15 protein-coding genes are annotated in these 22,073 nt (G+C 69.9%); 7 read left to right on the forward strand and 8 right to left on the reverse strand.

Features of this window, described 5'->3' with window-relative positions; all coding sequences use genetic code 11:
- Positions 1-43 precede the first annotated feature (43 nt).
- Positions 44-5,617: a WD40 domain-containing protein gene (locus ABN273_RS07370; RefSeq protein ID WP_349447888.1), complete on the forward strand. Its 5,574-nt coding sequence runs from the start codon at positions 44-46 to the stop codon at positions 5,615-5,617.
- Between the two features lie 16 nt (positions 5,618-5,633).
- On the opposite strand, the gene coaE is transcribed toward ABN273_RS07370, so the two are convergent.
- The 7 genes from coaE to polA all read right to left on the reverse strand — a co-directional run bounded on the left by coaE (position 5,634) and on the right by polA (position 15,151).
- Positions 5,634-6,236 carry a dephospho-CoA kinase gene (gene coaE / locus ABN273_RS07375; protein ID WP_349447889.1) on the reverse strand — a complete coding sequence of 201 codons (603 nt, stop codon included), beginning with the start codon at positions 6,234-6,236 and terminating at the stop codon, positions 5,634-5,636.
- A 64-nt stretch (positions 6,237-6,300) separates the two neighbouring features.
- Positions 6,301-6,780 (reverse strand): GNAT family N-acetyltransferase, encoded by a 480-nt coding sequence (locus tag ABN273_RS07380; protein WP_349447890.1) that lies wholly within the window; start codon positions 6,778-6,780, stop codon positions 6,301-6,303.
- Positions 6,777-8,249, reverse strand: a complete 1,473-nt coding sequence (locus tag ABN273_RS07385; protein WP_349447891.1) for an alpha/beta fold hydrolase — start codon at positions 8,247-8,249, stop codon at positions 6,777-6,779. Before ABN273_RS07385 ends, ABN273_RS07380 begins: the two co-directional genes overlap by 4 nt.
- A 91-nt stretch (positions 8,250-8,340) precedes the next feature.
- Complete coding sequence (locus ABN273_RS07390) at positions 8,341-9,474, reverse strand: epoxide hydrolase family protein (protein WP_349447892.1); 1,134 nt, start codon at positions 9,472-9,474, stop codon at positions 8,341-8,343.
- Positions 9,475-9,631: 157 nt separating this feature from the next.
- Entirely contained in the window at positions 9,632-11,113 is a 1,482-nt protein-coding gene (rpsA, locus tag ABN273_RS07395) for a 30S ribosomal protein S1 (RefSeq protein WP_349447893.1), read from the reverse strand.
- A 193-nt stretch (positions 11,114-11,306) separates the two neighbouring features.
- Complete coding sequence (locus ABN273_RS07400) at positions 11,307-12,401, reverse strand: polysaccharide deacetylase family protein (protein WP_349447894.1); 1,095 nt, start codon at positions 12,399-12,401, stop codon at positions 11,307-11,309.
- 59 nt (positions 12,402-12,460) lie between these two features.
- Positions 12,461-15,151 carry a DNA polymerase I gene (gene polA, locus ABN273_RS07405; RefSeq protein ID WP_349447895.1) on the reverse strand — a complete coding sequence of 897 codons (2,691 nt, stop codon included), beginning with the start codon at positions 15,149-15,151 and terminating at the stop codon, positions 12,461-12,463.
- A gap of 80 nt (positions 15,152-15,231) precedes the next feature.
- Between polA and ABN273_RS07410 the strand changes: the two genes are divergently transcribed.
- The 6 genes from ABN273_RS07410 (at position 15,232) to ABN273_RS07435 (ending at position 20,490) form a co-directional block, all read left to right on the forward strand.
- Entirely contained in the window at positions 15,232-15,627 is a 396-nt protein-coding gene (locus ABN273_RS07410) for a PaaI family thioesterase (RefSeq protein WP_349448250.1), read from the forward strand.
- A 384-nt stretch (positions 15,628-16,011) separates the two neighbouring features.
- A complete protein-coding gene (locus ABN273_RS07415) occupies positions 16,012-17,304 on the forward strand; it encodes a branched-chain amino acid ABC transporter permease (RefSeq protein WP_349447896.1) in 1,293 nt (430 codons plus the stop codon).
- A gap of 16 nt (positions 17,305-17,320) precedes the next feature.
- Positions 17,321-18,319, forward strand: coding sequence for a branched-chain amino acid ABC transporter permease (locus ABN273_RS07420; RefSeq protein WP_349447897.1), 999 nt, complete (start codon positions 17,321-17,323; stop codon positions 18,317-18,319).
- Positions 18,309-19,247, forward strand: coding sequence for an ABC transporter ATP-binding protein (locus ABN273_RS07425; protein WP_349447898.1), 939 nt, complete (start codon positions 18,309-18,311; stop codon positions 19,245-19,247). Before ABN273_RS07420 ends, ABN273_RS07425 begins: the two co-directional genes overlap by 11 nt.
- Positions 19,244-20,026, forward strand: a complete 783-nt coding sequence (locus tag ABN273_RS07430) for an ABC transporter ATP-binding protein (RefSeq protein WP_502910962.1) — start codon at positions 19,244-19,246, stop codon at positions 20,024-20,026. The genes ABN273_RS07425 and ABN273_RS07430 overlap by 4 nt, the downstream gene beginning before the upstream one ends.
- Positions 20,027-20,088: 62 nt before the next feature.
- Positions 20,089-20,490 carry a hypothetical protein gene (locus ABN273_RS07435; RefSeq protein ID WP_349447899.1) on the forward strand — a complete coding sequence of 134 codons (402 nt, stop codon included), beginning with the start codon at positions 20,089-20,091 and terminating at the stop codon, positions 20,488-20,490.
- A gap of 46 nt (positions 20,491-20,536) precedes the next feature.
- Here ABN273_RS07435 and ABN273_RS07440 read toward each other — a convergent pair whose 3' ends face one another.
- The gene (locus ABN273_RS07440; protein WP_349447900.1) at positions 20,537-21,835 is read right to left on the reverse strand and encodes an ABC transporter substrate-binding protein; all 1,299 of its coding nucleotides are present in this window, start codon (positions 21,833-21,835) and stop codon (positions 20,537-20,539) included.
- Between the last annotated feature and the right edge of the window lie 238 nt (positions 21,836-22,073).

The following is a 22,073-nucleotide window of genomic DNA, read 5'->3' on the forward strand; positions in this document are numbered from 1 at the left end:
GTTCAGCCGCTGAAACCCCTGTCCCACAGGGGATACTGAGCTCATGGCGCGTGACGGCAGGCCCACAGAGATCTTCGTCAGCTACTCTCCGGCCGACACGGCCTGGGCCACCTGGATCGCATGGGAGCTCGAGGCGGCGGGCTACCGGACCATGATCCAGGCGTGGGACTTCGTGCCGGGCACCAACTTCATCGACTTCATGGACCGTGGCGTCAGCGAGGCGCAGCTGGTCGTCGCGGTGCTCTCGCGCAACTACCTGACCTCACGCTACGGCCGGATGGAGTGGCAGGCGGCGATGCGGGCCGACCCCGACAACCCCTCCAACAAGCTCGTCACGATCAGGCTGGAGGACGTCCGGCTCGAGGGCCTGCTGTCCACGATCACCTGGGTCGACCTGCTGGGCGTCACCGACCCGGGGCAGGCCAGGGCGCTGCTGCTGGGCAGGGTGCGGGAGGCGATGGCGGGCCGGGCCAAGCCGGAGGCGGCGCCCGCGTTCCCCGACGGGTCGAGCGTGCCGGCGCCCGCCCCGACGCTGCCCGAGCCGGGCGAGCGGGCCAGGGCGCGGCGCACGCCGGTGACGGCGCCGAAGTTCCCCCCGGCGGCCAAGGCCGACCGGGGGCGCGAGTCGATCAGCGTGCTGCACATCGGCGGCCCGAGGTTCGGCAGGGCGCTGCCCGATCCCGGCGAGCCGTTCACGCCGGAGGACATGCAGGCGCGGATCTGGGCGGATCTGACCGCCATGTACGACCGGGGCATGCCACGTCCGGACCTCATGGTGGTCAGCGGCGACCTGACCGAGTCCGGCAGCCTGGGGCAGTTCGGGCAGGCGACGCGGTTCGTGACCGACCTGCGGCTGCTGATCGGGCTGGAGCCGCACCGGCTGGTGCTGCTGCCCGGGCCGCGCGACGTGACCAAGGCAGCGGCCAGCGCGTACTTCATGACCTGCGAGGCCGACGACGTGAGCCCGCAGCCTCCCTACTGGCCCAAGTGGCGGCATTTCGCGGGGTTGTTCGGCGAGGTCTACCAGGGGCTGGACGACCGGGTGTTCGACGGCGGGCAGCCGTGGACGCTCTTCGAGGTGCCCGACCTGAAGGTGGTCGTGGCGGGGCTCAACTCGACGATGGCGATGAGCCATCTGGAGCGCGACGCGTACGCAATGCTCGGCGAGGCGCAGGCGGCCTGGTTCGCCGAGCGGCTGCGGCCGTACGAGGAGGGCGCGTGGCTGCGGCTGGGCGCGATCGGGCATCCGACGGGCGAGCTGCGGGACGCGCCGGCGTTCGACCGGCTGCTCGCGCACCGGCTCAACCTGCTCTTCCACGGGGGTGCGGCCGGCGCGCCGAGTGATGGGGACGGGGGCAGGATCGCCGCGCCGCGCTCCGGGCGGCACCAGGTGGTCGAGATCACCCCTGACGGGCTGCGCACGTGGCTGCCCGACGCGGGCGAGCCCGAACCGGTCCCGCACCGGTGGAGGGCCGTGCGGGCCACGTTCACCGGCGAGAGCCCGTCGGCCGAGCCGCCCGCGCCCAAGCCGGACGAGCGCGCGCCCAGCCCGGTCGAGCTGCTGCTCGACCGCATCGCCGAGGTCTGCGAGGCCCGGCACGAGCGGGCCAGGATCCGCAGGTTCGACTCGCATCTGGTGGTCACCCACCCCGAGGACGGTTTCGTCCGCCAGACCATGATCGGCGCACACGTGGGCGAGCTGACCGGCGGCGCCGCCGACGGGTTCGTCCGGCAGGCGCACGCCACCGGCCTGGCCGCCGAGCTGGTCTATCAGGGGCCGCCCGCCTCCCGGGCGCTCCGCGACGACCTGATGCGCAAGGGGGTGCGGCTGCGCAGCTTCACCGAGTTCCAGGGCCTGCTCGACCTGACCGGCTACGTCACCGAGCAGACGGCCAGGCTGACGACAGACCGCCGCTACCCGCACGACCTGTACGTGCCGCAGCGTTACCGCGAGCTCGACCGCCCGGAAAACCAGATCAGGCAGGGCCTGACCGACGAGCTCATGCGGCTGCTGGCCACCGACCACGGCCGCTTCCTGCTGCTGCTCGGCGACTTCGGCCACGGCAAGACGTTCGCGCTGCGCGAGCTGGCCCGGCGCATCCCGGCCGAGCTGCCGCACCTGACGCCGATCCTGATCGAGCTGCGCGCCCTGGACAAGGCGCACTCGGTGGACGCACTGGTGGCGGCCCACCTGGCCGGCCACGGCGAGGAGGTCATCGACCTGAAGGCGTTCCGCTACCTGCTCAGGCAGGGGCGGATCGTGCTGCTGTTCGACGGGTTCGACGAGCTGGTGACCCGCTTGACGTTCGACCGGGCGGCCGATCACCTGGCCACGCTGCTGGCGGCGGCGGAGGACAAGGCGAAGATCGTGGTCGCCAGCCGCACCCAGCACTTCAAGTCGCACAGCCAGGTGCTGACCTCGCTCGGCGAGATGGTCGGGGTGCTGCCGCAACGGCGGGTGCTCAGCGTCGAGGACTTCACGCACGACCAGATCCGCTCCTACCTGGCCAACCGGTTCGACGACGGCGACGAGGCCAGGGCGCGCATGTCGCTGATGAGCGAGATCGCGGACCTGCTCGCGCTGGCACAGAACCCACGCATGCTGAGCTTCATCGCCGACCTCGACGCCGACCGCCTGCGTACGGTGGCCGGCGCCCGCCACACGATCAGCCCCGCGCTGCTGTACGAGGAGATCCTCAGCTCCTGGCTGGCCTTCGAGGAGCGGCGGGCCAGGGTCCCCGGTGCGGCCACCGCGCTGACCGTCGAGGAGCTGTGGCGGGTGGTGACCGCGCTGGCGGTGCGGCTGTGGGACACCGGCGAGTCGCTGCTGGGCGTGGCCGAGCTGACCGAGCTCGGCGAGACGCTGACCGACCTGGCCGACGGTCAGCTGTCGGCGGCGCACGCGGCGTACCGGATGGGCTCGGGCAGCCTGCTGGTGCGGACCGAGGAGGGGATGTTCGGGTTCATCCACGCGTCGGTGATGGAGTGGTTGATCGCCCGCCACATCGCCCTGGACAACCTCGCGCTGCTGTCACGCAGGCCGCTGTCGGCGCTGACCGTGGAGTTCCTGTGCGACCTGGCCGACGTGCGGGCGCTGCGCGCGTGGGTCGCCGACCCGCCGGGCGACGACGTGACCAGGGCGAACGCGGTCAAGATCTCGGCCAGGCTGCGCACGCCCGCCCGCGCCGACCTGCGCGGCGCCAACCTGAAGGGTGAGGACCTGTCGGCCAGGGACCTGCGCGAGGTCGATCTGACCGGCGCCGACCTGTCGGAGGCCACCCTGGCGGGCACGAACCTGTCCAGGGCCACCCTACGCGAGGCCAGGCTGGTCGGGGCGCGGCTCGACGGCGCGGCGCTGACCGGGGCCGACCTGACCGGCGCCGACCTGTCGGGGGCGCGGCTGGCGCAGGTGGACCTGAGCGACGCGGCGGTCGAGGGCGCCCGCTGGCACCGGGCCTCGCTGATCAACGTGACCGGCACTCTGCCCCACCTGCACGGCGCGGCGGTGGTGCCGGGCCAGCCGGTGGAGGTGGAGTTCGCGCCGGCCGGCATCGGCGTCCCGTACGGCTACCACTTCCAGACCACCCGCCTGCCCGAGCCCATCGCCTACAGCCCCGACGGCGCCACGATCGCGATCGGCAACGAGGACGGCGGCGTGCTGCTCTGCGTCGGCGGTGCGCCCGTGCGCACGCTGCAGGGGCACCGCGGCCGCGTCTACGCGGTCACGTTCGCGGGCGACCTGCTGGCCACGGGCGCGAGCGACGGCACCCTGGTGCTGTGGGACGCCCTCACCGGTGAGCGCCTGCGCTGGCTGACCGGCCACGCCGACGGTGTCTGGCCGGTACGCCTCAGCCCTTCGGGCGACCTGGTGGCGGCAGGTGGCGGCGACGGCGTCGTACGCGTGTGGGAGAGCGCCACCGGGCGGCTCGCGCACGAGCTGGGCGGGCACCGGGCGCCGATCTACACGGTGTCGTTCGGCCGCTCGACGCTGGTGACGGGCGACGCGGCCGGCGTGGTGCGGGTCTGGGACCTGGCGTCGGGGCAGGTGAAGGAGACGCTCGACGGCCATCGCGGCAGCGTCTACCGCGCCGTGCACAGCCCGGACGGCCGCCTGCTGGCCACCGGCGACGAGGCGGGCACCGTACGCCTCTGGGACGCCGCCACGTGGACGCCGCTGCACGTGCTGACCGGGCACGCGGGCAGCGTCTACTGCGTGGCGTTCTCCCCCGACGGCTCGCGGCTGGCCACGGGGGACACGGCGGGCGGTGTACGCGTGTGGGAGGCGTCGGGCGAGTCCCTGGGCGTGCACACCACCCACGCGGCGGCCGTCTACCAGGTGACGTTCAGCCCCGACGGGCAGACGGTGGCCAGCGGCGACTCGGGCGGCGTGGTCCGGCTCCAGCCGATCGGCGGCGGGCGGCGGGTCGAGCTGGCGGGGCACCGCAGCTCGGTCTGGCCGTTCGCGTTCCGGCCCGACGGGCAGCAGCTGGCCACCAGCAGCAACGACGGCACCGTACGCCTGTGGGACCCCGAGTCGGGCAAGTGCCAGCGGGTGCTGCGCGGGCACGGGCGGCGCATCTCGTCCGTCAGGTTCAGCGCCGACGGTTCGATGCTGGCGACCAGCGGCAACGACGGCGTCGTACGCGTGTGGGAGTCGCGCACCGGGCGGCGGCTGCGGGAGTTCACCGGCACGGCCGACCGGCTCATCTCGGCCCTGTTCTCCCCCGCCGGGCCGGTGCTGGCCACCTCCAGCAACGACGGCGGCGTGCACTTCTGGAACGCCACCACCGGCGACTACGAGCGCGAGCTGCACGCCGAGACCGACCACGTCTGGGCCGAGGCGTTCAGCCCCGACGGCGATCTCCTGGCCACGGCCAACGACGACGACAGCGTCAGGATCTGGTACCGCCCGACCGGGCGGCTGGCGGTCAACCTGGCCGACCACCGCGGGCGGGTGCGCTCGATCGCGTTCAGCCCCGACGGCGAGTACGCGGCCACCGGCTGCGACGACAAGCTCGTACGCCTGTGGCACGTGGCCTCCGGCGGCCGGGTGGCCACCCTCGAAGGGCACACCGACCGGGTCTACTCGGTGGCCTTCTCCCCCGACGGCCGCCACCTGGCCAGCGCCGGCAACGACGGCCGGGCGATGTTGTGGGAGCTGCGCCCCGGCCAGGCCTGGCAGCCCCGGCTGGTGCACGAGCTGCGGCACGAGGGGCGGCTGTGGAGCCTGGCCTTCAACGCCTCGGGCGACCGGCTGGCCACCGGCGGCGACGACCAGGTGGTGCGGGTCTGGGAGACCGCGACCGGGCAGACGCTGCAGGAGCTGGCCGGGCACGCCCGCCGGGTGTGGTCGGTCGCCTTCAGCCCCGTCTCCGACCTGCTGGCCAGCGCGGGCGACGACGGCGTGGTGATCCTCTGGGAGGGCGGCGAGCGGCGGGCGACCCTGCTCGGGCTGACCGAGGGGTGGGCGGCGCTCGCGCCCGACGGCCGTTACAAGGTCCAGGGGGCGCCCGCGGGGCAGTTCTGGCACGTCATCGGGATGTCGCGGTTCGAGCTGGGCGAGCTCGACGCCTACCTGCCGGGGGTGCGGCAGGTGCCCCTCGACTCACCCTTCTGACCGTCAACGGCCTCACTCAGCCGCGGGCGGCGCGCCTGGTCAGCTCCTCCCAGACCTCCTCCACCCGGGCGTCCAGCTCGTCGAGCGTGCCCTCGTTGGGGATCACGATGTCGGCCACGGCCAGCCGGTCCTCCCGGCTCGCCTGGGCGGCGATGCGGGCCTTGGCGTCGGCCTCGGACATGCCGCGGTGCTCGGCCAGGCGTCTGATGCGGACCTCGTCGGCCGCGTCGACCACGATGACCACGTCGTACATGGGGGCCAGGTTGTTCTCCGCGAGCAGCGGCACGTCGTACACGGTGATCGCGTCGTCGGCCGCCCGGCTCTGCAGCTCCGCCACCCGCTCGCCCACCAGCGGGTGGACGATCGCGTTGAGCGCGGCGAGCCGCTCGGAGTCGGCGAAGACGATGGAGCCGAGCTGCTCCCTGTTGAGCGACCCGTCGGGGCGGAGCACCTCGTCACCGAACGTGGCCACCACCCTGGCCAGCCCCGGCGTGCCGGGCTCGACGACCTCGCGCGCGATCCTGTCGGCGTCGATCACGACGGCGCCCCTGGCCGCGAGCCGTTTCGACACCTCGCTCTTGCCGGATCCGATCCCGCCCGTGAGCCCTGTCTTCAACACGGGAAAAGCCTACGGGGTCATCGTCGAAGGTATGAAGTCCACGATCGTCCGGGCCGCGCCATGGTCACGACTGCCGGCGCAGGTGGATCAGCGTCAGGTGGTCGTCCATCCGCTCCCGGTGCGTCTCCCGGTAGCCGAGACGGCGGTAGAGCTTGAGGTTGGCGTCGGACAGATGCCCCGTGAACAGGTCGAACGCCTCGGCCTCCGGGACCGCCTCGTGCAGGGCCGTCAGCAGGGCAGTGCCGAGGCCCTGGCCCTGGCGGTCGGGCGCGACGACCAGTCGGCCGACCAGACAGGTCGTGCCGGCGACCTGCCCGCGCACCGAGCCGACGACACGGCCCGCGTCGAGCGCCTTGAGCACGACGGCGCTCTCGATGACCTTGCGGACCTGCTCGAGCGACTCGACGAGCGGCGGGATGTACGGGTCGCCGTACAGCTGGGCCTCGCTCACGTAGGCCGCCCGCTGCACGGTGAGGATCTCGCCCGCGTCCGCCGCCACCGCCCGTTCGATCAGCACGGGCAGCACCCTACCGCCACTCGTCACGAATAGAGGCTCGCCGTGAGCTCTCTGGGGCAGGAGGTGTCCTTCTCCGGCAGGACGCCGTTGACGAGGTAGTCGTGCACGTGTGTACGCAGGCAGGTCGCGCGGAGCTTGCCGGCCCCCTGGAGCAGGTACGCGCCGGGCCCGTCACCGTGCCACAGCACCCGCGCCCCGGGGATCTGCCCGAGCGGCTGGGCGGAGGTGTCCAGCCGCCCGACGCCGACCAGCACCGGCCGGCCGTTACGCACGTCCGGCGCGTGCGGGGGCCAGCTCGGCGCGTCCTGCCGCGACATGCCCAGGCAGCGTGCGATCTCGTACCGGCCGGCCATCCACCCGACCCGCGGCGCCACCTCGCGCAGCCGCGTCTCCATGGCGAGGAAGCGCCGGTGGCTCGGCACGGCGGGCATGAAGTCGTGGCAGAACATGGAGCCCGTCACCGTCCCCGGCGGCGCCGGGGCGGTCACGGTGGCCATCGCGGCCAGCGCTCTCGCGTCGCCCTCCCTGGCCGCCGACAGGGCCCGGGCCAGTTCCGGCCAGTGCTGCGGGGCGAGCCCGGCGTTGACGGCGGCCAGCAGCCGCCTGAGCTTCACCGTGCGCCCCGGGCCGGCGTTGAGCGGCGTGCTGCGGCGCAGGTCGTCGAGGACCGACACGGCGTCATCGTCCTTGAGCGGGCACACCTGGTTGGTCCTGCACCAGTCGCGGAAGGCGATGAGCCGCCGCTCGGCCGCCCGCGCCTCGGCGGTCAGCCGCTGCTCCAGGCCGGGCTCGGTGTGGTCGAACCCGCCCTCGAGGTACATGCGTCCGGCCCGGTGCGGGAACAGCTCCAGATACGCCTGACCGTACACGGCGCCGTAGGAGGAGCCGAAGTAGCGCAGCCGCGGCTCGCCGAGCGCTTCGCGCAGGGCCTCGAGGTCGTGAGCGACCTGCCAGGACGTGAGGCCGTCGTAGACGGGCCCGGCGGCGGCCCGGCAGCTGTTGTCGTAGGCGGCGTTGTCGCGCGCGTAGGAGCGCCATCCGGCCTTTCCAGAGGCGAGGAGCAGGCGCAGCGGGTTGGGCTGCGCCACCGCGCAGCGCACCATGGCCGCGCTCCCCCGGTCGCCGAGCCCGCGCGCCTCGACGAGCACCACGTCGAACCACCTGGTCAGCTCGCTCACGGTGTCGGGCTGAGCGCGTACCGCCTCGATGGCCGGGCCATGGCCGGTGTTCACCACCAGGGTGCCGAAGCGCTGCTCCGGGACCTGCGCGGGCATCAGGGCGAGATCGATCTCGGTACGGGGCCCGCGCGGCCTGGCCCAGTCGACGGGCACGGACAGCTTGGCGCACCGCAACCCGTCGCCGCAGTCCTGCCACTGGGGAAGGGCCGTGGCGGCCCCGCCCCTCGCCGCCGGCGAAACGGCGGCGGCGGCCGCCAGAACGGCCGTCACCAGGATGGTCACCCGCTGAGCCTTGCCCACCGCATCGTCCCTGAGCATCGTAGGTGTCAACAGCGCAGGTCAGTTTGGCAGCGCAGGGCCCGGCGGGTGGCGGGCTCGCGGGGACCTCAAGGTAAAATCTGCGGCCCGCTCAGCGGATCATCCGGAAAAAGGCGCGTATGCCCGCCACCAGCGGCTCCGGAGCCGCCATGGCGACCATGTGGCTGGGGCTCTGGGCGTCGCCCCAGTACACGATGTCGTTGTCCCGCTCGGCGATCCGCCGCATCAGCGCGGACCCGCCGTGCGTCACGCCGGTCGGCACCGCGCTCTGGTGGATCGGCAGCCCGGCGGCGCCCTCGTAGTACGTCCACGACGACGACCCGCCGGTGTCGGTCAGCCAGTAGACGGCCGCGTTGGTGAGCACCAGGTCCCGGTCGATCGGCTCGGCGCCCGACCCCCACCCGTCGAACTCCTTGAACCGCTCCACCAGGTACGCGAGCTGCGCCACGGGCGAGTCCGCGAACCCGTGCGCGAGCGTCTGCGGCCTGCTCGCCAGGTAGGGCCCGTACCCGCTGCCTCCGGTCATCCACGCGGACATCTCCTCGAGCTCCTTCAGCTCGTCCTTGCTCAGCCCTTCGAGCTGCGCGGAGTCCCCTGTGGGGATGCCCAGCCCGGCCGTGATGAGCGAGCCCACGACGTGCTCGCTGTCCAGCGCGGCCAGCTGCGGCGTGACCAGCGCCCCGGCGTCGTTGCCGTGGGCGCCGTAGCGCTCGTATCCGAGCCTGCGCATCAGTTCGGCCCACGCACCGGCCACCCGCTCGATGCTCCACGGCCGCTCGTCGGCCGGTTCGGGGAACGGCGAGAAGGCGAAGCCCGGGAGGGAGGGCGCGACGACGTGGAAGGCGACGCCGGGGTCGAGACCGTGCCTTCGTGGGTCGGTGAGCGGGCCGATGACGTCGAGGAACTCGGCGATGGAGTTCGGCCAGCTGTGCGTGATGATCAGCGGGAGCGCGTGGGGCTCGGGCGAGCGGACGTGCAGGAAGTGGATCGTCTGGCCGTCGATGTCGGTGGTGAACTGCGGGAACGCGTTCAGCCTGGCCTCCTGCGCCCGCCAGTCGAACCCGTCGGCCCAGTATTCGGCCAGCTCCCTCAGGTACGCCACGGGCACGCCCCTGCTCCATCCGCCGGGCAGCCGGCGCGCCCACCTGGTACGCCGCAGCCGCGCCCGCAGGTCGTCGAGGTCTTCCTGCGGGATGTCGATGCGGAAGGGCTTGATCTCGTTCATGGGGACGACCATAGGAGCCAATGCGGCAAGGATCGTTCCGCGTTCATCCTTTTCCGGAAGGTCCCTCGCACGAAGCGGGCCGGTCGCAGAACGCGGAAGGCCCCGCACCACGTTGGGTGCGGGGCCTTCCGGAAAACGGGTCAGTCAGACCAGATCGTCAGCTCTGGCCGCCGGCGAGCTTCTCGCGCAGAGCCGCGAGGGCCTCGTCGGAGGCGAGGGCGCCACCGGCCGGGCTCGACGAGGAGCCGCCCGAGGGAGCCTGCGTCTCGCCGCTGTAGGAGGAGGGAGCAGCCTCGCCCGCCTCCGCCTCGGCCTTGCGGGCCTCTTCGATCTGCTTCCTGTGGGCCTCGAAGCGCTGCTGGGCCTCGGCGTACTGCCGCTCCCACTCCTCGCGCTGCTTGTCGAAGCCCTCGAGCCACTCCCCGGTCTCCGGGTCGAAGCCCTCGGGGTAGATGTAGTTGCCCTGGTCGTCGTAGGTGGCCGCCATGCCGTAGAGGGTCGGGTCGAACTCGACCTCGGCCCCGACGCCCTCGTTGGCCTGCTTCAGCGAGAGGCTGATGCGACGACGGTCGAGGTCGATGTCGATGATCTTGACGAAGATCTCGTCGCCGACCTGGACGACCTGCTCCGGGATCTCCACGTGGCGCTCGGCCAGCTCGGAGATGTGGACCAGGCCCTCGATGCCCTCCTCGACCCGGACGAACGCGCCGAACGGCACCAGCTTGGTGACGCGGCCCGGCACGACCTGGCCGATCTGGTGGGTGCGGGCGAACTGCTGCCACGGGTCTTCCTGGGTGGCCTTGAGCGACAGGGAGACGCGCTCGCGCTCCATGTCGACGTCGAGGACCTCGACCGTGACCTCCTGGCCGACCTCGACGACCTCGGACGGGTGGTCGATGTGCTTCCAGGACAGCTCGGACACGTGGACCAGGCCGTCGACGCCGCCGAGGTCCACGAATGCGCCGAAGTTGACGATCGAGGAGACGACGCCCTTGCGGACCTGACCCTTCTGGAGGGTGTTGAGGAACGTCTGGCGAACCTCGGACTGCGTCTGCTCGAGCCAGGCGCGGCGCGACAGGACCACGTTGTTGCGGTTCTTGTCGAGCTCTATGATCTTGGCCTCGAGCTCGCGGCCGACGTACGGCTGCAGGTCGCGGACACGGCGCATCTCGACCAGGGACGCCGGGAGGAAGCCACGCAGGCCGATGTCGAGGATGAGACCACCCTTGACGACCTCGATGACCGTGCCGGTGACGATGCCGTCCTCGTCCTTGATCTTCTCGATCGTGCCCCAGGCGCGCTCGTACTGCGCGCGCTTCTTGGACAGGATCAGGCGGCCCTCTTTGTCCTCCTTCTGGAGAACCAGGGCTTCGACGTGCTCCCCGACCTCCACGACGTCAGCAGGGTCGACATCGTGCTTGATCGAAAGCTCGCGCGAGGGGATGACACCCTCGGTCTTGTAGCCGATATCGAGAAGAACCTCGTCTCGATCGACCTTGACGACGGTGCCCTCGACGATGTCGCCGTCGTTGAAGTACTTGATGGTCTCGTCGATCGCCGCGAGGAAGGCTTCCTCGGACCCGATGTCGTTGACCGCTACCTGCGGGGTGCTCGAGGTGGCCTCAGTGCTGGACGTCATGTGTGGAATTGCTCCGAACGCGGACAGGATGTCGATGTGGCGGACTGCGCCGCAGGCCCTCTTCCGCATCAAGCCGAGGAATTACGACATCGACGTGACCGAGCGCGAGCCCGCTCCGTCTGAGGCGCGCGCGAGCCCACAGCGCAGCGATCAGCATATGAGACCTTCGCCACGCGGTCAATCCGGGGACCTGTCAATAGGCAATGATCTGGAGCCCACGCTTGGCGACGATATTACCCCGAAGTTTCTCAGGTATGGAGATCCGGGCCGGGTCGCCGTCGGAGACGTAGCGCTCCCGGGGGTGCTTGTTCAGCCATTCCAGCCAGTACTGCGAGCACCACTTGCGGCACTCGCCCTTCTTGCCGTTGCTCTGGATGCGCTGGATCGCTCCCCGGTCGAATTTTTTCGCGTAGGGCGAAAGCGACGGCTCGGCTCCGGCGAGGAACACGCCGGCGAAATCGTAGCGGGTGCCGTCCCAGGATCCGGTGCGGGCGATCTTCTTCGACCGGGGCATCGAGCCGAACGGCAGCGCCATGGTCTTGGACGGCGGCGCGCCGACCTTCTTCAGCAGGCGCTCGATCCGGACGATCTGCTCGCGGACCTTCTTCTTCCCCAGTACGCGCAGGTTGGGGTGGCCCCAGGTGTGGTTGGCCACCTCGTAGCCGTGGTCGACCAGCCACTTCACCGCGGCCGCCTGGGCCTCCCCGTCGGTCAGCCCGAACGGCTCCCGGTTGATCCAGAAAGTGGCGACCGGCCGGAACGACGGGTACTTCCTGGCCACCTCCTGGATGATGCCCACCGCCGTGCCGGGCTTGGGGTTGCCGCTCTCGTCGAGCGCGAAGTGGCTCGGGTGCCCGTCGTCGAAGGTCAGCACGACGGGGAACTTCCCCGCAGGGACCCTGATGTCGCCGGTGGCGAACTCTCTGGCGGTGATCGGCACGTAGCCCTGCCTGGCCAGCTTCTCCAGCTCTTTCCTGAGCTGGCCGGGCGTCCGGTCGATCGAGGCCAGCCGCTTGGCGAGGATGCGGTGGTACATCAGCACCGGCACCAGCCCGGCCTCGTTGGCGTGCACCTGGCGGGCGAAGTCGGGGGTGGCCACCACCCCCGGCGGCTCGCCCACCGGGGAGGGGCTCGGCGGCTCGGCGCTGCCCTGGACCTTGGCCGCGGTCTTGCTCCTGGCGGGCGGACGGTCGTCGCCCGGTAACAGGATCAGGCCGATGACGGCCACCGTTACCACCACGACGTTCGCGATGCCGATGATCCGTGTGGAGAACGCTGAGATCCGCACAGAACTCCCGACCGCTCGGTGAAATTAAGTTCAGGCTAGTGCAGATCTACCCAAAAAAATCAGTGACCTGCGTCCTCCCAGGTCCGCCCGACGCCCACGGAGACCTCCAGCGGGACCCGCAGGTGGTAGGCGGCGTTCATCTGGTCGCGCACGAGCTGGGTGAGCTGCTCCAGCTCCCCTGCCGCCACCTCGAACACGAGCTCGTCGTGGACCTGCAGCAGCATCCTGGAGGTCAGCCCCTCCTCGCGCATGGCCTGGTGGACGTTGAGCATGGCGACCTTGATGATGTCGGCGGCCGAGCCCTGGATGGGGGCGTTGAGCGCCATCCGCTCGGCCATCTCGCGGCGCTGGCGGTTGTCGCTGGTGAGGTCGGGCAGGTAGCGGCGGCGGCCCATGATCGTCTCGGTGTAGCCGTCGGAGCGCGCCTGCTGGACGATGGCCTGCAGGAAGTCGCGCACGCCGCCGAACTCCTCGAAGTACTCCTCCTTCAGCGCCCGCGCCTCCGAGACCGGGATGTTGAGCTGGCCGCCGAGACCGAAGTCGGACAGGCCGTAGGCCAGGCCGTAGTTCATGGCCTTGATGCGGGCCCGCAGCTCGCCGTCGATCTGCTCGGGCGGCAGGTCGAACACCCTGGCCGCGGTGGCCTGGTGGAAGTCGTGGCCCGACTCGAAGGCCGCGATCAGCGACTCGTCGCCCGACAGGTGGGCCATGATGCGCAGCTCGATCTGGCTGTAGTCGGCCGTCAGGAGCGTCTCGTAGCCCTCGCCGACCACGAACCCCTGCCGGATGCGGCGGCCCTCGGCGGTGCGGATCGGGATGTTCTGCAGGTTGGGCTTCTCCGACGACAGCCGGCCCGTGGCGGCGATGATCTGGTTGAACGTGGTGTGGATGCGCCCGTCGTCGGCGATCTCCTTGATCAGGCCCTCGACGGTGGTGCGCAGCTTCTGCTGGTCGCGGTGGCGCAGCATGATCGTCGGCAGCTCGTGATCGGTCTGCGTGGCCAGCCAGGCGAGCTGGTCTGCGTCGGTGCTCCAGCCGGTCTTGATCTTCTTCGTCTTCGGGAGGTTGAGCTTGACGAAGAGGATCTCCTGCAGCTGCTTGGGCGAGCCCAGGTTGAACTGCTCGCCGACGGAGCGGTGCGCCTCCTCCACGGCGTGCTTGACGGCGGCCCCGAACTCGGCCTCCAGGCCCGCGAAGTATTCGCCGTCGACCGCGATGCCCGCGCGCTCCATCTCGGCCAGCACGGCCAGCAGCGGCAGCTCGACGTCGGCCAGCAGCTGGGTGCCGCCGCGGCCGGCCAGGAAGGTCTCAAGCGCATCGGCCAGCTCGCGCACGGCGTGGGCGCGCAGCGCGAGGTCCTTGGCCGGGGCGTCCTCGTCGTCGCCGAACAGCGCGGCCTGCCCGGTGGACTCCTCCTCGGCCCGCAGGTCGCGGTTGAGGTAGCGCCTGGCCAGGTCTTCCAGCGCGAACGTGCGCTGACCCGGCATCGCGAGGTAGGCGGCGAGCGCGGTGTCGCAGCTCAGGCCGCGCAGCTCCATGCCCTGCGCCCACAGCGCCAGGATGGGCCCCTTGGCGTCGTGGACGGCCTTGGGCTTGGTGTCGTCGGCCAGCCAGGCCCGCAGGGCCACCTCGTCGGCCTCGGTGAGCTTGACGGGGTCGATGTGGGCGGCGGTGCCACCGGGCGAGGCGATGGCGATGCCGTCGACGCGGCCGGTGCCGCTGCCGTAGGCTCCCTTGAAGGCCAGCCCGGCCCGGCCCTCGGGCAGCGCGGACAGCCAGCCCGCCACGCGGTCGGGGCCGAGCAGCACGGTCTCGACCTCGAAGCCCTGCTCGGGCTCCTGCTCGCCGGAGCCGAACACCTTGAACACCCGCTCGCGCAGCTCGCCGCGGAACTGCAGGCTGTCGAACAGCTTGTTGATCTCCTCGCGCTCCCAGGTGCCCTGCGTGAGGTCGCCGAGGTCGACGTCGAGCGAGACGTCGCGGAGCAGCTCGGTCAGCCGCCGGTTCATCAGCACCTGGGCGACGTGCTCGCGCAGCTTGTCACCGACCTTGCCCTTGACCTCGTCGACCCGGTCGACCAGCGCGGTCAGCGAGCCGAACTCGCGCACCCACTTGGCGGCGGTCTTCTCCCCCACGCTGGGAATGCTCAGGAGGTTGTCGCTGGGGTCGCCGCGCAGGGCGGCGAAGTCGGGGTATTGCGCCGGGGTCAGGCCGTATTTCTCCATGACCGCCTCGGGCGTGAACCTCGTCATGTCGCTGATGCCGCGCCGCGTCATCAGGACGGTGACGCGCTCGTTGACCAGCTGCAGCGCGTCGCGGTCGCCGGTGACGATGAGGACGTCCATCCCCTGCTCGTCGGCCCGGGTGGCGAGCGTGGCGATGAGGTCGTCGGCCTCGAACCCGGCCTTGGACAGGCGCGGGATGCGGAAGGTGTCGAGCAGCTCGAAGATGAGCTGCATCTGACCGCGGAAGTCCTCGGGCGTCTCGCTCCTGTTGGCCTTGTAGTCGGAGTACGCCTCGTGGCGGAAGGTCGGCTCCGACCTGTCGAAGGCCACCGCCACGTGGGTCGGCTGCTCGTCGCGCAGGACGTTGGTCAGCATCGAGGTGAACCCGTAGACCGCCTCGGTGTGCTGACCGTCGGTGGTCATCAGGTTGGCGTCCTTCAGCGCGAAGAACGCGCGGTAGGCCAGGGAATGCCCGTCAAGCAGCAGGAGGCGCGGGCGGCTGGGGGTCACTTCACTCTTCGGCACACACGCAGCCTAGTCTGCGTCTGCGACAGAAAACCTGAGCTCGGAAGAGTGGAGACGTCCCTTTGACGCAGACCAACCCCATGGACTTCTCGCTGTACGGCGCCACGCACGAGGGCACGCTGGCCGATCGCATGGGCATCGAGTTCCTCGAGGCCGGCCCCGAGCGGGTGGTTGGCCGGATGCCGGTCGAGGGCAACACCCAGCCCTACGGCCTGCTGCACGGCGGGGCGTCGGCGGTGCTGGCCGAGACGCTCGGCTCGGTGGCGGCGGCCATCCATGCGGGGCCCGAGCGCATCGCGGTGGGCATCGAGATCAACGCCACCCACCACCGCCCGGCCACCTCGGGGTACGTCACCGGCGTCGCGACCAGGCTGCACGGCGGCCGGACATTAGCGACGTACGCCATCGAGATCACAGATGAGCGGGGCAAACTCATCTGCACCTCTCGCCTCACCTGCATGCTGCGCGACAGGTGAAACTTCCATCCCTTTGCGCGCAGCGCCCGCGGGTCGCTACGGTGGTCCGAACGCGAGCCCGCGGGAAGGCCCAGTAGATAACGTGTATGGCCGGGGAAGCCTTACACGGCCCCAAAGGCCGCCTCGCGGGCTCGTCCAGCTTTCCTGTTGATCGTTACGCATTCGTTCCAGAAAGCGCCAGGCGTCTACCCCGATTTAGCCCCTGACCAGGCTTGTTGGTTCCTCACATGAGTGACACGCACTTGTCACTAATTGGTGACGAACGATACTGAAACGGGCGGCACCAGAATAAGCTCCCGCCACAGCATCCCAGTTGTGCCTGCGATGCGCGCGTGTCGAGACGGAGGGGCACAACCCCTTCTTGACCTACTTGAGGGAGCACCATTGCGCAGAGCCGTGATCGCGTTCACGGCCTTCCTGGGTGGACTCGTCTTCCTGCTGGCAGGGCCCGCCCATGCGGGTCCCGCCGATTGCCAGGGACTGAAGGGGACACTCAAACTCCAAGGCCAGCCAGTGAACGGCGCCAAAATCGCCGTGACCACCGAGAGCGGACAACCCGTCAAGGAGGTCACCAGTAACGCACAAGGCGCGTGGGACGTTCAGGTCGACAAACCCGGCAAGTACAAGGTCACCCTGGATGTCAGCACCCTCCCGAAGAATGCTGAAGTGCGGGGCGGCAACAATGTCCGCACGCCGACCGTCTACGAGGGCAACTGCTCGACGGTCCTGTACGCGCTCACGCCCAAGGGCGTGCCGGGCCAGCCGCAGCAGCAGGGCACCGGCGGGGAGTCCTCGTTCCTGGACGAGGCCGCCCAGCTCACCTTCGAGGGGCTCAACCTGGGCCTCATCATCGCCCTGGCCGCGCTCGGTCTGTCGCTCATCTACGGCACGACCGGCCTGACCAACTTCGCGCACGGGGAGCTGGTCACGCTCGGCGCAGTCCTCGCGTACGCGTTCAACGTGGGCATGGGCCTGCATCTCATCCCCTCCGCGGTGATCGCCGTCGCGGTCGCCGCGATACTCGGCTACCTGCAGGACCGCCTGTTCTGGGGCCAGCTCCGCAAGCGCGGCACCGGCACCATCGCCATGATGATCATCTCGATCGGCGTGGCACTCGTGCTCCGGTACGTCTTCCTGATCTTCTTCGGCCCCCAGAACGAGGCCTACGCGCAGTACACCGCGCAGCCGGGCATCGACATCGGCCCGATCACGGCGGCCCCCAAGAACTTCGTCGCCATGGGCCTCGAGCTCGCGGTCCTGATCATCGTCGGCATCGCGCTGCTGCGCACCCGCACCGGCAAGGCGGCCAGGGCGGTGGCCGACAACCCCGCGCTCGCGGCATCGTCCGGCATCAACGTCGACCGGGTCATCCGGATCATCTGGACTGTGGGCGGCGCCATCGCCGCGATGGCGGGCATCATGCTCGGCCTGTCGCAGAACCTCAGATACACGATGGGCCAGGACGTCCTGCTGCTCATCTTCGCCGGAGTGACGCTCGGCGGGCTCGGCACCGCGTTCGGCGCGCTGGTCGGCTCGCTGGTGGTGGGCCTGTTCATCCAGGTCTCCACGCTGTGGGTGCCGCCGGAGCTCAAGAGCGTCGGCGCGCTGGCCGTACTCATCATCGTGCTCCTCGTCCGGCCACAGGGCATCCTGGGCCGCCGCGAGCGGATCGGCTGATCGGGGGAGGATCAGAATGGACTGGATCACGATCATCAGCACCACGCTCAAGGCCGCGATCGGCGTCGAGACGGTGCTGTACGGCGTTGCCGCCATCGGCATCAACATCCAATTCGGCTACACCGGCCTGCTCAACTTCGGCCAGGCCGCCTTCATGGGCGTGGCGGGCTACGGCCTGGCGGTCACCGTCAGCACCTTCGGCCTGCCGTTCTGGCTCGGCCTCGCCATCGGCGTGGTCGCGGCCGTGATTTTGGCGATCCTGCTCGGCATACCGACCCTGAAGCTGCGCGCCGACTATCTGGCCATCGTCACCATCGCGGCCGCCGAGATCGTCAGGCTCGTCTTCCGCTCGGTGAAGTTCAAGGAAATCTTCGGCGGGTCCGACGGCCGGCGCGGCTTCTCCGACGGCTTCTACGCGCTCAACCCCTTCCCCGAAGGGCAGTACGGCATCAACCTCGGCCCGGTGCCCATTTTCTGGAGCAACCGGCAGCTGTGGGTCATCCTCGTCGGCTGGGTGCTGATCGCGCTGTGCTGCGCCCTGGTCTACCTGCTCATGAAGAGCCCGTGGGGCCGCGTGCTGAAGGCCATCCGCGAGGACGAGGACGCCGTGCGCAGCCTGGGCAAGAACGTCTTCTCGTACAAGATGCAGTCGCTCGTCCTGGGCGGCGTCGTCGGCGCTCTCGGCGGCTTCCTCTACGGCCTGGCCTACGCCTCCGTGCAGCCCGACGTGTTCGGCACCGAGACCACGTTCTACCTGTACACGATGGTCATCCTCGGCGGCGCGGCCCGCGTGCTCGGCCCCGTCGTCGGCTCGATGCTCTTCTGGGGGCTGCTGGTCCTCATCTACAACGTGTTCGCCGAGGCGGTCGGCGCTGGGTACATCACGTTCATGAACAGCAACCAGGTCGGCGCCATCCGCTGGATCCTGGTCGGCCTCGGCTTGATCCTGTTGCTCATCTTCCGGCCACAGGGCATCTTCGGTGACAAGAGGGAGATAGCAATCGATGCACGCTGAAACCACTGCCACTGGGCGCAAGGCCGCGGCCCTGGCGGCGTTCAAGGACCTGGCGCACGAGCCCGGCGTGCCCAAGCCTGACCCCATCCTCGTAATAGACAACGTGGTGCGCCGCTTCGGCGGCCTGACCGCCGTCGAGGTCAACCACGTCGAGATCCAGCGTGGCTCCATCACCGCGCTGATCGGCCCCAACGGCGCCGGCAAGACCACGTTCTTCAACCAGCTCACCGGGTTCGACACGGCCGACTCCGGCTCGTGGACGTTCAACGGGCGGCCCATGAACGGCGTGCCCGCGCACAAGGTGGCGCGCGCCGGCATGGTGCGCACGTTCCAGCTCACCAAGGCGCTGTCCCGCCTGACGGTGCTGGAGAACATGCGCCTGGGCGCCCAGCAGCAGAAGGGCGAGAACTTCTTCCGCGCGCTCGTGCCGAGCTTCTGGCGCGGCCAGGAGGACGCGATCACCGGGCGGGCCGAGGAGTTGCTCGAGCGGTTCAAGCTCGACGCCAAGCGCGACGACTTCGCCGGATCGCTGTCCGGCGGCCAGCGGAAGCTGCTGGAGATGGCCCGCGCGCTGATGGTCCAGCCCGAACTGGTCATGCTCGACGAGCCCATGGCCGGGGTCAACCCGGCGCTGACGCAGTCGCTGCTCGGCCACGTCAAGGACCTGCGCGAGCAGGGCATGACGGTGCTGTTCGTGGAGCACGACATGGACATGGTCCGCGACATCAGCGACTGGGTGATCGTCATGGCGCAGGGCGCGGTCATCGCGGAAGGGCCACCCGGGACGATCATGTCCGACGAGCGCGTGATCGACGCCTACCTCGGCGCGCACCACGACGCGCCGCTCTCGGATACCGAGCTGGAGGTCCAGCTCCACGAGGCGGAGGCGGCGCTGGAGGCCGAGATCGAAGAGGAGACGCAGAAGTGACCGTCCCTGAGTCCAAGGCGGCCGTCACCGACCGCAGCGCTCACCTGGAGGGCGCCAAGGACGCCGTGCTGCGGTGCGACGAGCTGATCGCCGGCTACCTGCCGGGCGTCAACATCCTCAACGGCTCCGACCTCTACGTCAAAGAGGGCGAGCTGATCGGCATCATCGGCCCCAACGGCGCCGGCAAGTCGACGCTGCTCAAGGCCATGTTCGGGCTGGTCACCATCCGCAGCGGCACGGTGCTGCTCAAGGGTGAGGACATCACGAACATGAAGGCCCACGCGCTGGTCTCCCGCGGCGTCGGCTACGTGCCGCAGACCAACAACGTCTTCCCCAGCCTCACCATCGAGGAGAACCTCGAGATGGGCGCCTTCCAGGTGCCGGGGAAGTTCAAGGAGCGCTTCGAGTTCGTCGCCGAGCTGTTCCCCGCGCTCAAGGAGCGGCGCAAGCAGCGCGCCGGATCCCTGTCCGGCGGTGAGCGGCAGATGGTGGCGATGGCCAGAGCCCTCATGACCGAGCCCTCCGTGCTGCTGCTGGACGAGCCGTCGGCCGGCCTGTCGCCCAAGCTGCAGGACCTGGTGTTCATCCAGACCCAGCAGATCAACAAGGCGGGCGTCACGGTCATCATGGTGGAGCAGAACGCGCGCCGCTGCCTGCAGATCTGCCACCGCGGCTACGTCCTCGACCAGGGCCGCAACGCCTACACCGGCACCGGGCAGCAGCTGGCCAACGACCCCAAGGTCATCCAGCTCTACCTCGGCACGCTCGCCAAGGCGTAACACGCGATCGAGAACGGCGGAGGGGCTCCCATGAGCCCCTCCGCCGTTCTTTAATGAGCGGTGTGAAACGTTTAGCGACAGTCGCGCTCATGATCCCCGCCCTGCTCATGGGCTGCCAGGGAAACGCCTCCTCGACGGCGAAGTACAGCACCGGTGGCGACCCCACCGACGACCCCTGCGCCCGCGTGGTCTCCGCCATCGGCTACGCCGGCCTCATGCTGGAGCCGAAGGGCCGGGAGGACCGGCAGAACTTCGAGGACGCCCTGATCGGCCGCCTGGCAGAGGCGCGCGGGATCACGCTGGAGTACGGCGACCGGCTGCCCCAATCGCTGCACGGGGCCGCGGAGCGGCTCAAGACGGCGACCGGAGGCCTGTCCAAGAGCGACCTGCCACGAGAGCGGCAGGTCGCGCTGCTGAAGCAGTACCGGGCGGCCGCCGACGAGATCCTGGCGGGGTGCAAGTAACGCGAAAGGGCCCGGTCACGAAGACCGGGCCCCTCCTCACGCCGACCTAGCCGGAGATGTTGCCGTTCTTGTACTCGACCGCCTTGGCGGGGTAGGTGTTGTCCTTGCCGTACTGGTAGATGCCGATGGAGGCGACGGCCGGGTCACCGGCCTCGTTGAACTCGACCGGACCGCTGACGCCGTCGTAGTCGATGTCCTTGCCCGCCTTCAGCAGGTCCGCGCACTCCTTGAAGTTCTTGCACTTCTCGCCGGTCTTGCTGACCTCGATCAGCTTGGCGGCGATGTCGGTGCCCGCGTCGCTCTTGGCGGCCTCCGCCGCCAGCGCGATCAGGTTCGTCGCGTCATAGGACTCGCTGGCGTAGGGGTAGTCCTTGAGGTCCTTGTTGATGCCCAGAAGCTTCTTCCGGAACTCGTCAGGAGCCGCGGCGCCGGGGTACGTGCCCTTGACACCGTCGAGCGTGCCCTTCGGGAACTTGAGGAAGTTCTCGTTCGACAGGTTGCCGTCGACCATGTACCACTTGTGCTTGTCCGACGTCAGGCCCTGCTTGACCAGCTCCTGCACGACCTTGGTGGTCTCCTCGAAGCCGATCAGGACGATGCCCTTGGGGTTCTTCGCCTTGATCTTGGCGACGTCGGCGGAGAAGTCAGCGGCCTTCGGGTCGTAGTCGACGCGCTCGACCACTTCGCCACCGCCGTCGGTGACCGTCTGCGTCACCTGGTCCGCCAGGCCCGTGCCGTACGAGTCCTGCATCGCCAGGATGCCGACCGTGTCGTTGCCGTCGGACACCACGAGGTCACCCAGCACGCGGCCCTGCAGCTTGTCCGGCGGCGCCGTACGGAAGAACAGCCCCCTGTCGTTGACCGTGGTGAGCTCGTTGGAGGTGTTGGCCGGCGAGAACTGCACGACACCCGCGCCAGTGATCTTGTCGATCACCGACAGCGACACCGAGGACGACGCCGCACCGATGATGGCGTCGACCTTCTGCGCCAGCAGCTTGTCCACCGACTGCGAGGCGATGTTGGTGGACGTGTCACCCGAGTCGGTGTCGTACTTGGTCACCGGCTTGCCGAGAACGCCCCCGGCCTCGTTGATCTCCTTGACCGCGAGGTCGACCCCCGCGAACTCGGGCGGGCCGAGCTGGGCGAGCGAACCGGTCTGGGGCAGCAGCGTGCCGAGAGTGAGCGTGCCGTCGCCCTTCGCCGCGGGTGCCGACGAGGCGGGCGCCGCAGAACTAGGGGAAGTCTGCGTGGCGGTGTCGCCGCCGCCACCGCCGCAGGCTGTCAGGGCGAGGCTGGTGGCAGCCACGACAGCCAGCGCCCGCCCCACGGGAGCAATGCGGATCATGAAGTGTCTCCTTCAATGCCAGGCCGGGATCGTCAGCACCGCCGAGCGTTCCCGATCGAATGCTGGAAAGGTATAAAACCGCAGCGTGTTCAAACCAGATCCGGCGAGGAACTGTCGGCACTTGGATGCGGAGTCGTAATCAGTCCTCAACTTACGGACCTGGGCAAGGAGGCTTAATGTTCATCGAGTGAAGCGTTTTACGCCACTTCTTACCTTAGGCCTGCTCGTCGCCGGTTGC

Source organism: Nonomuraea sp. B19D2 (genome assembly GCF_040137845.1).
Taxonomy (GTDB): Bacteria; Actinomycetota; Actinomycetes; order Streptosporangiales; family Streptosporangiaceae; genus Nonomuraea.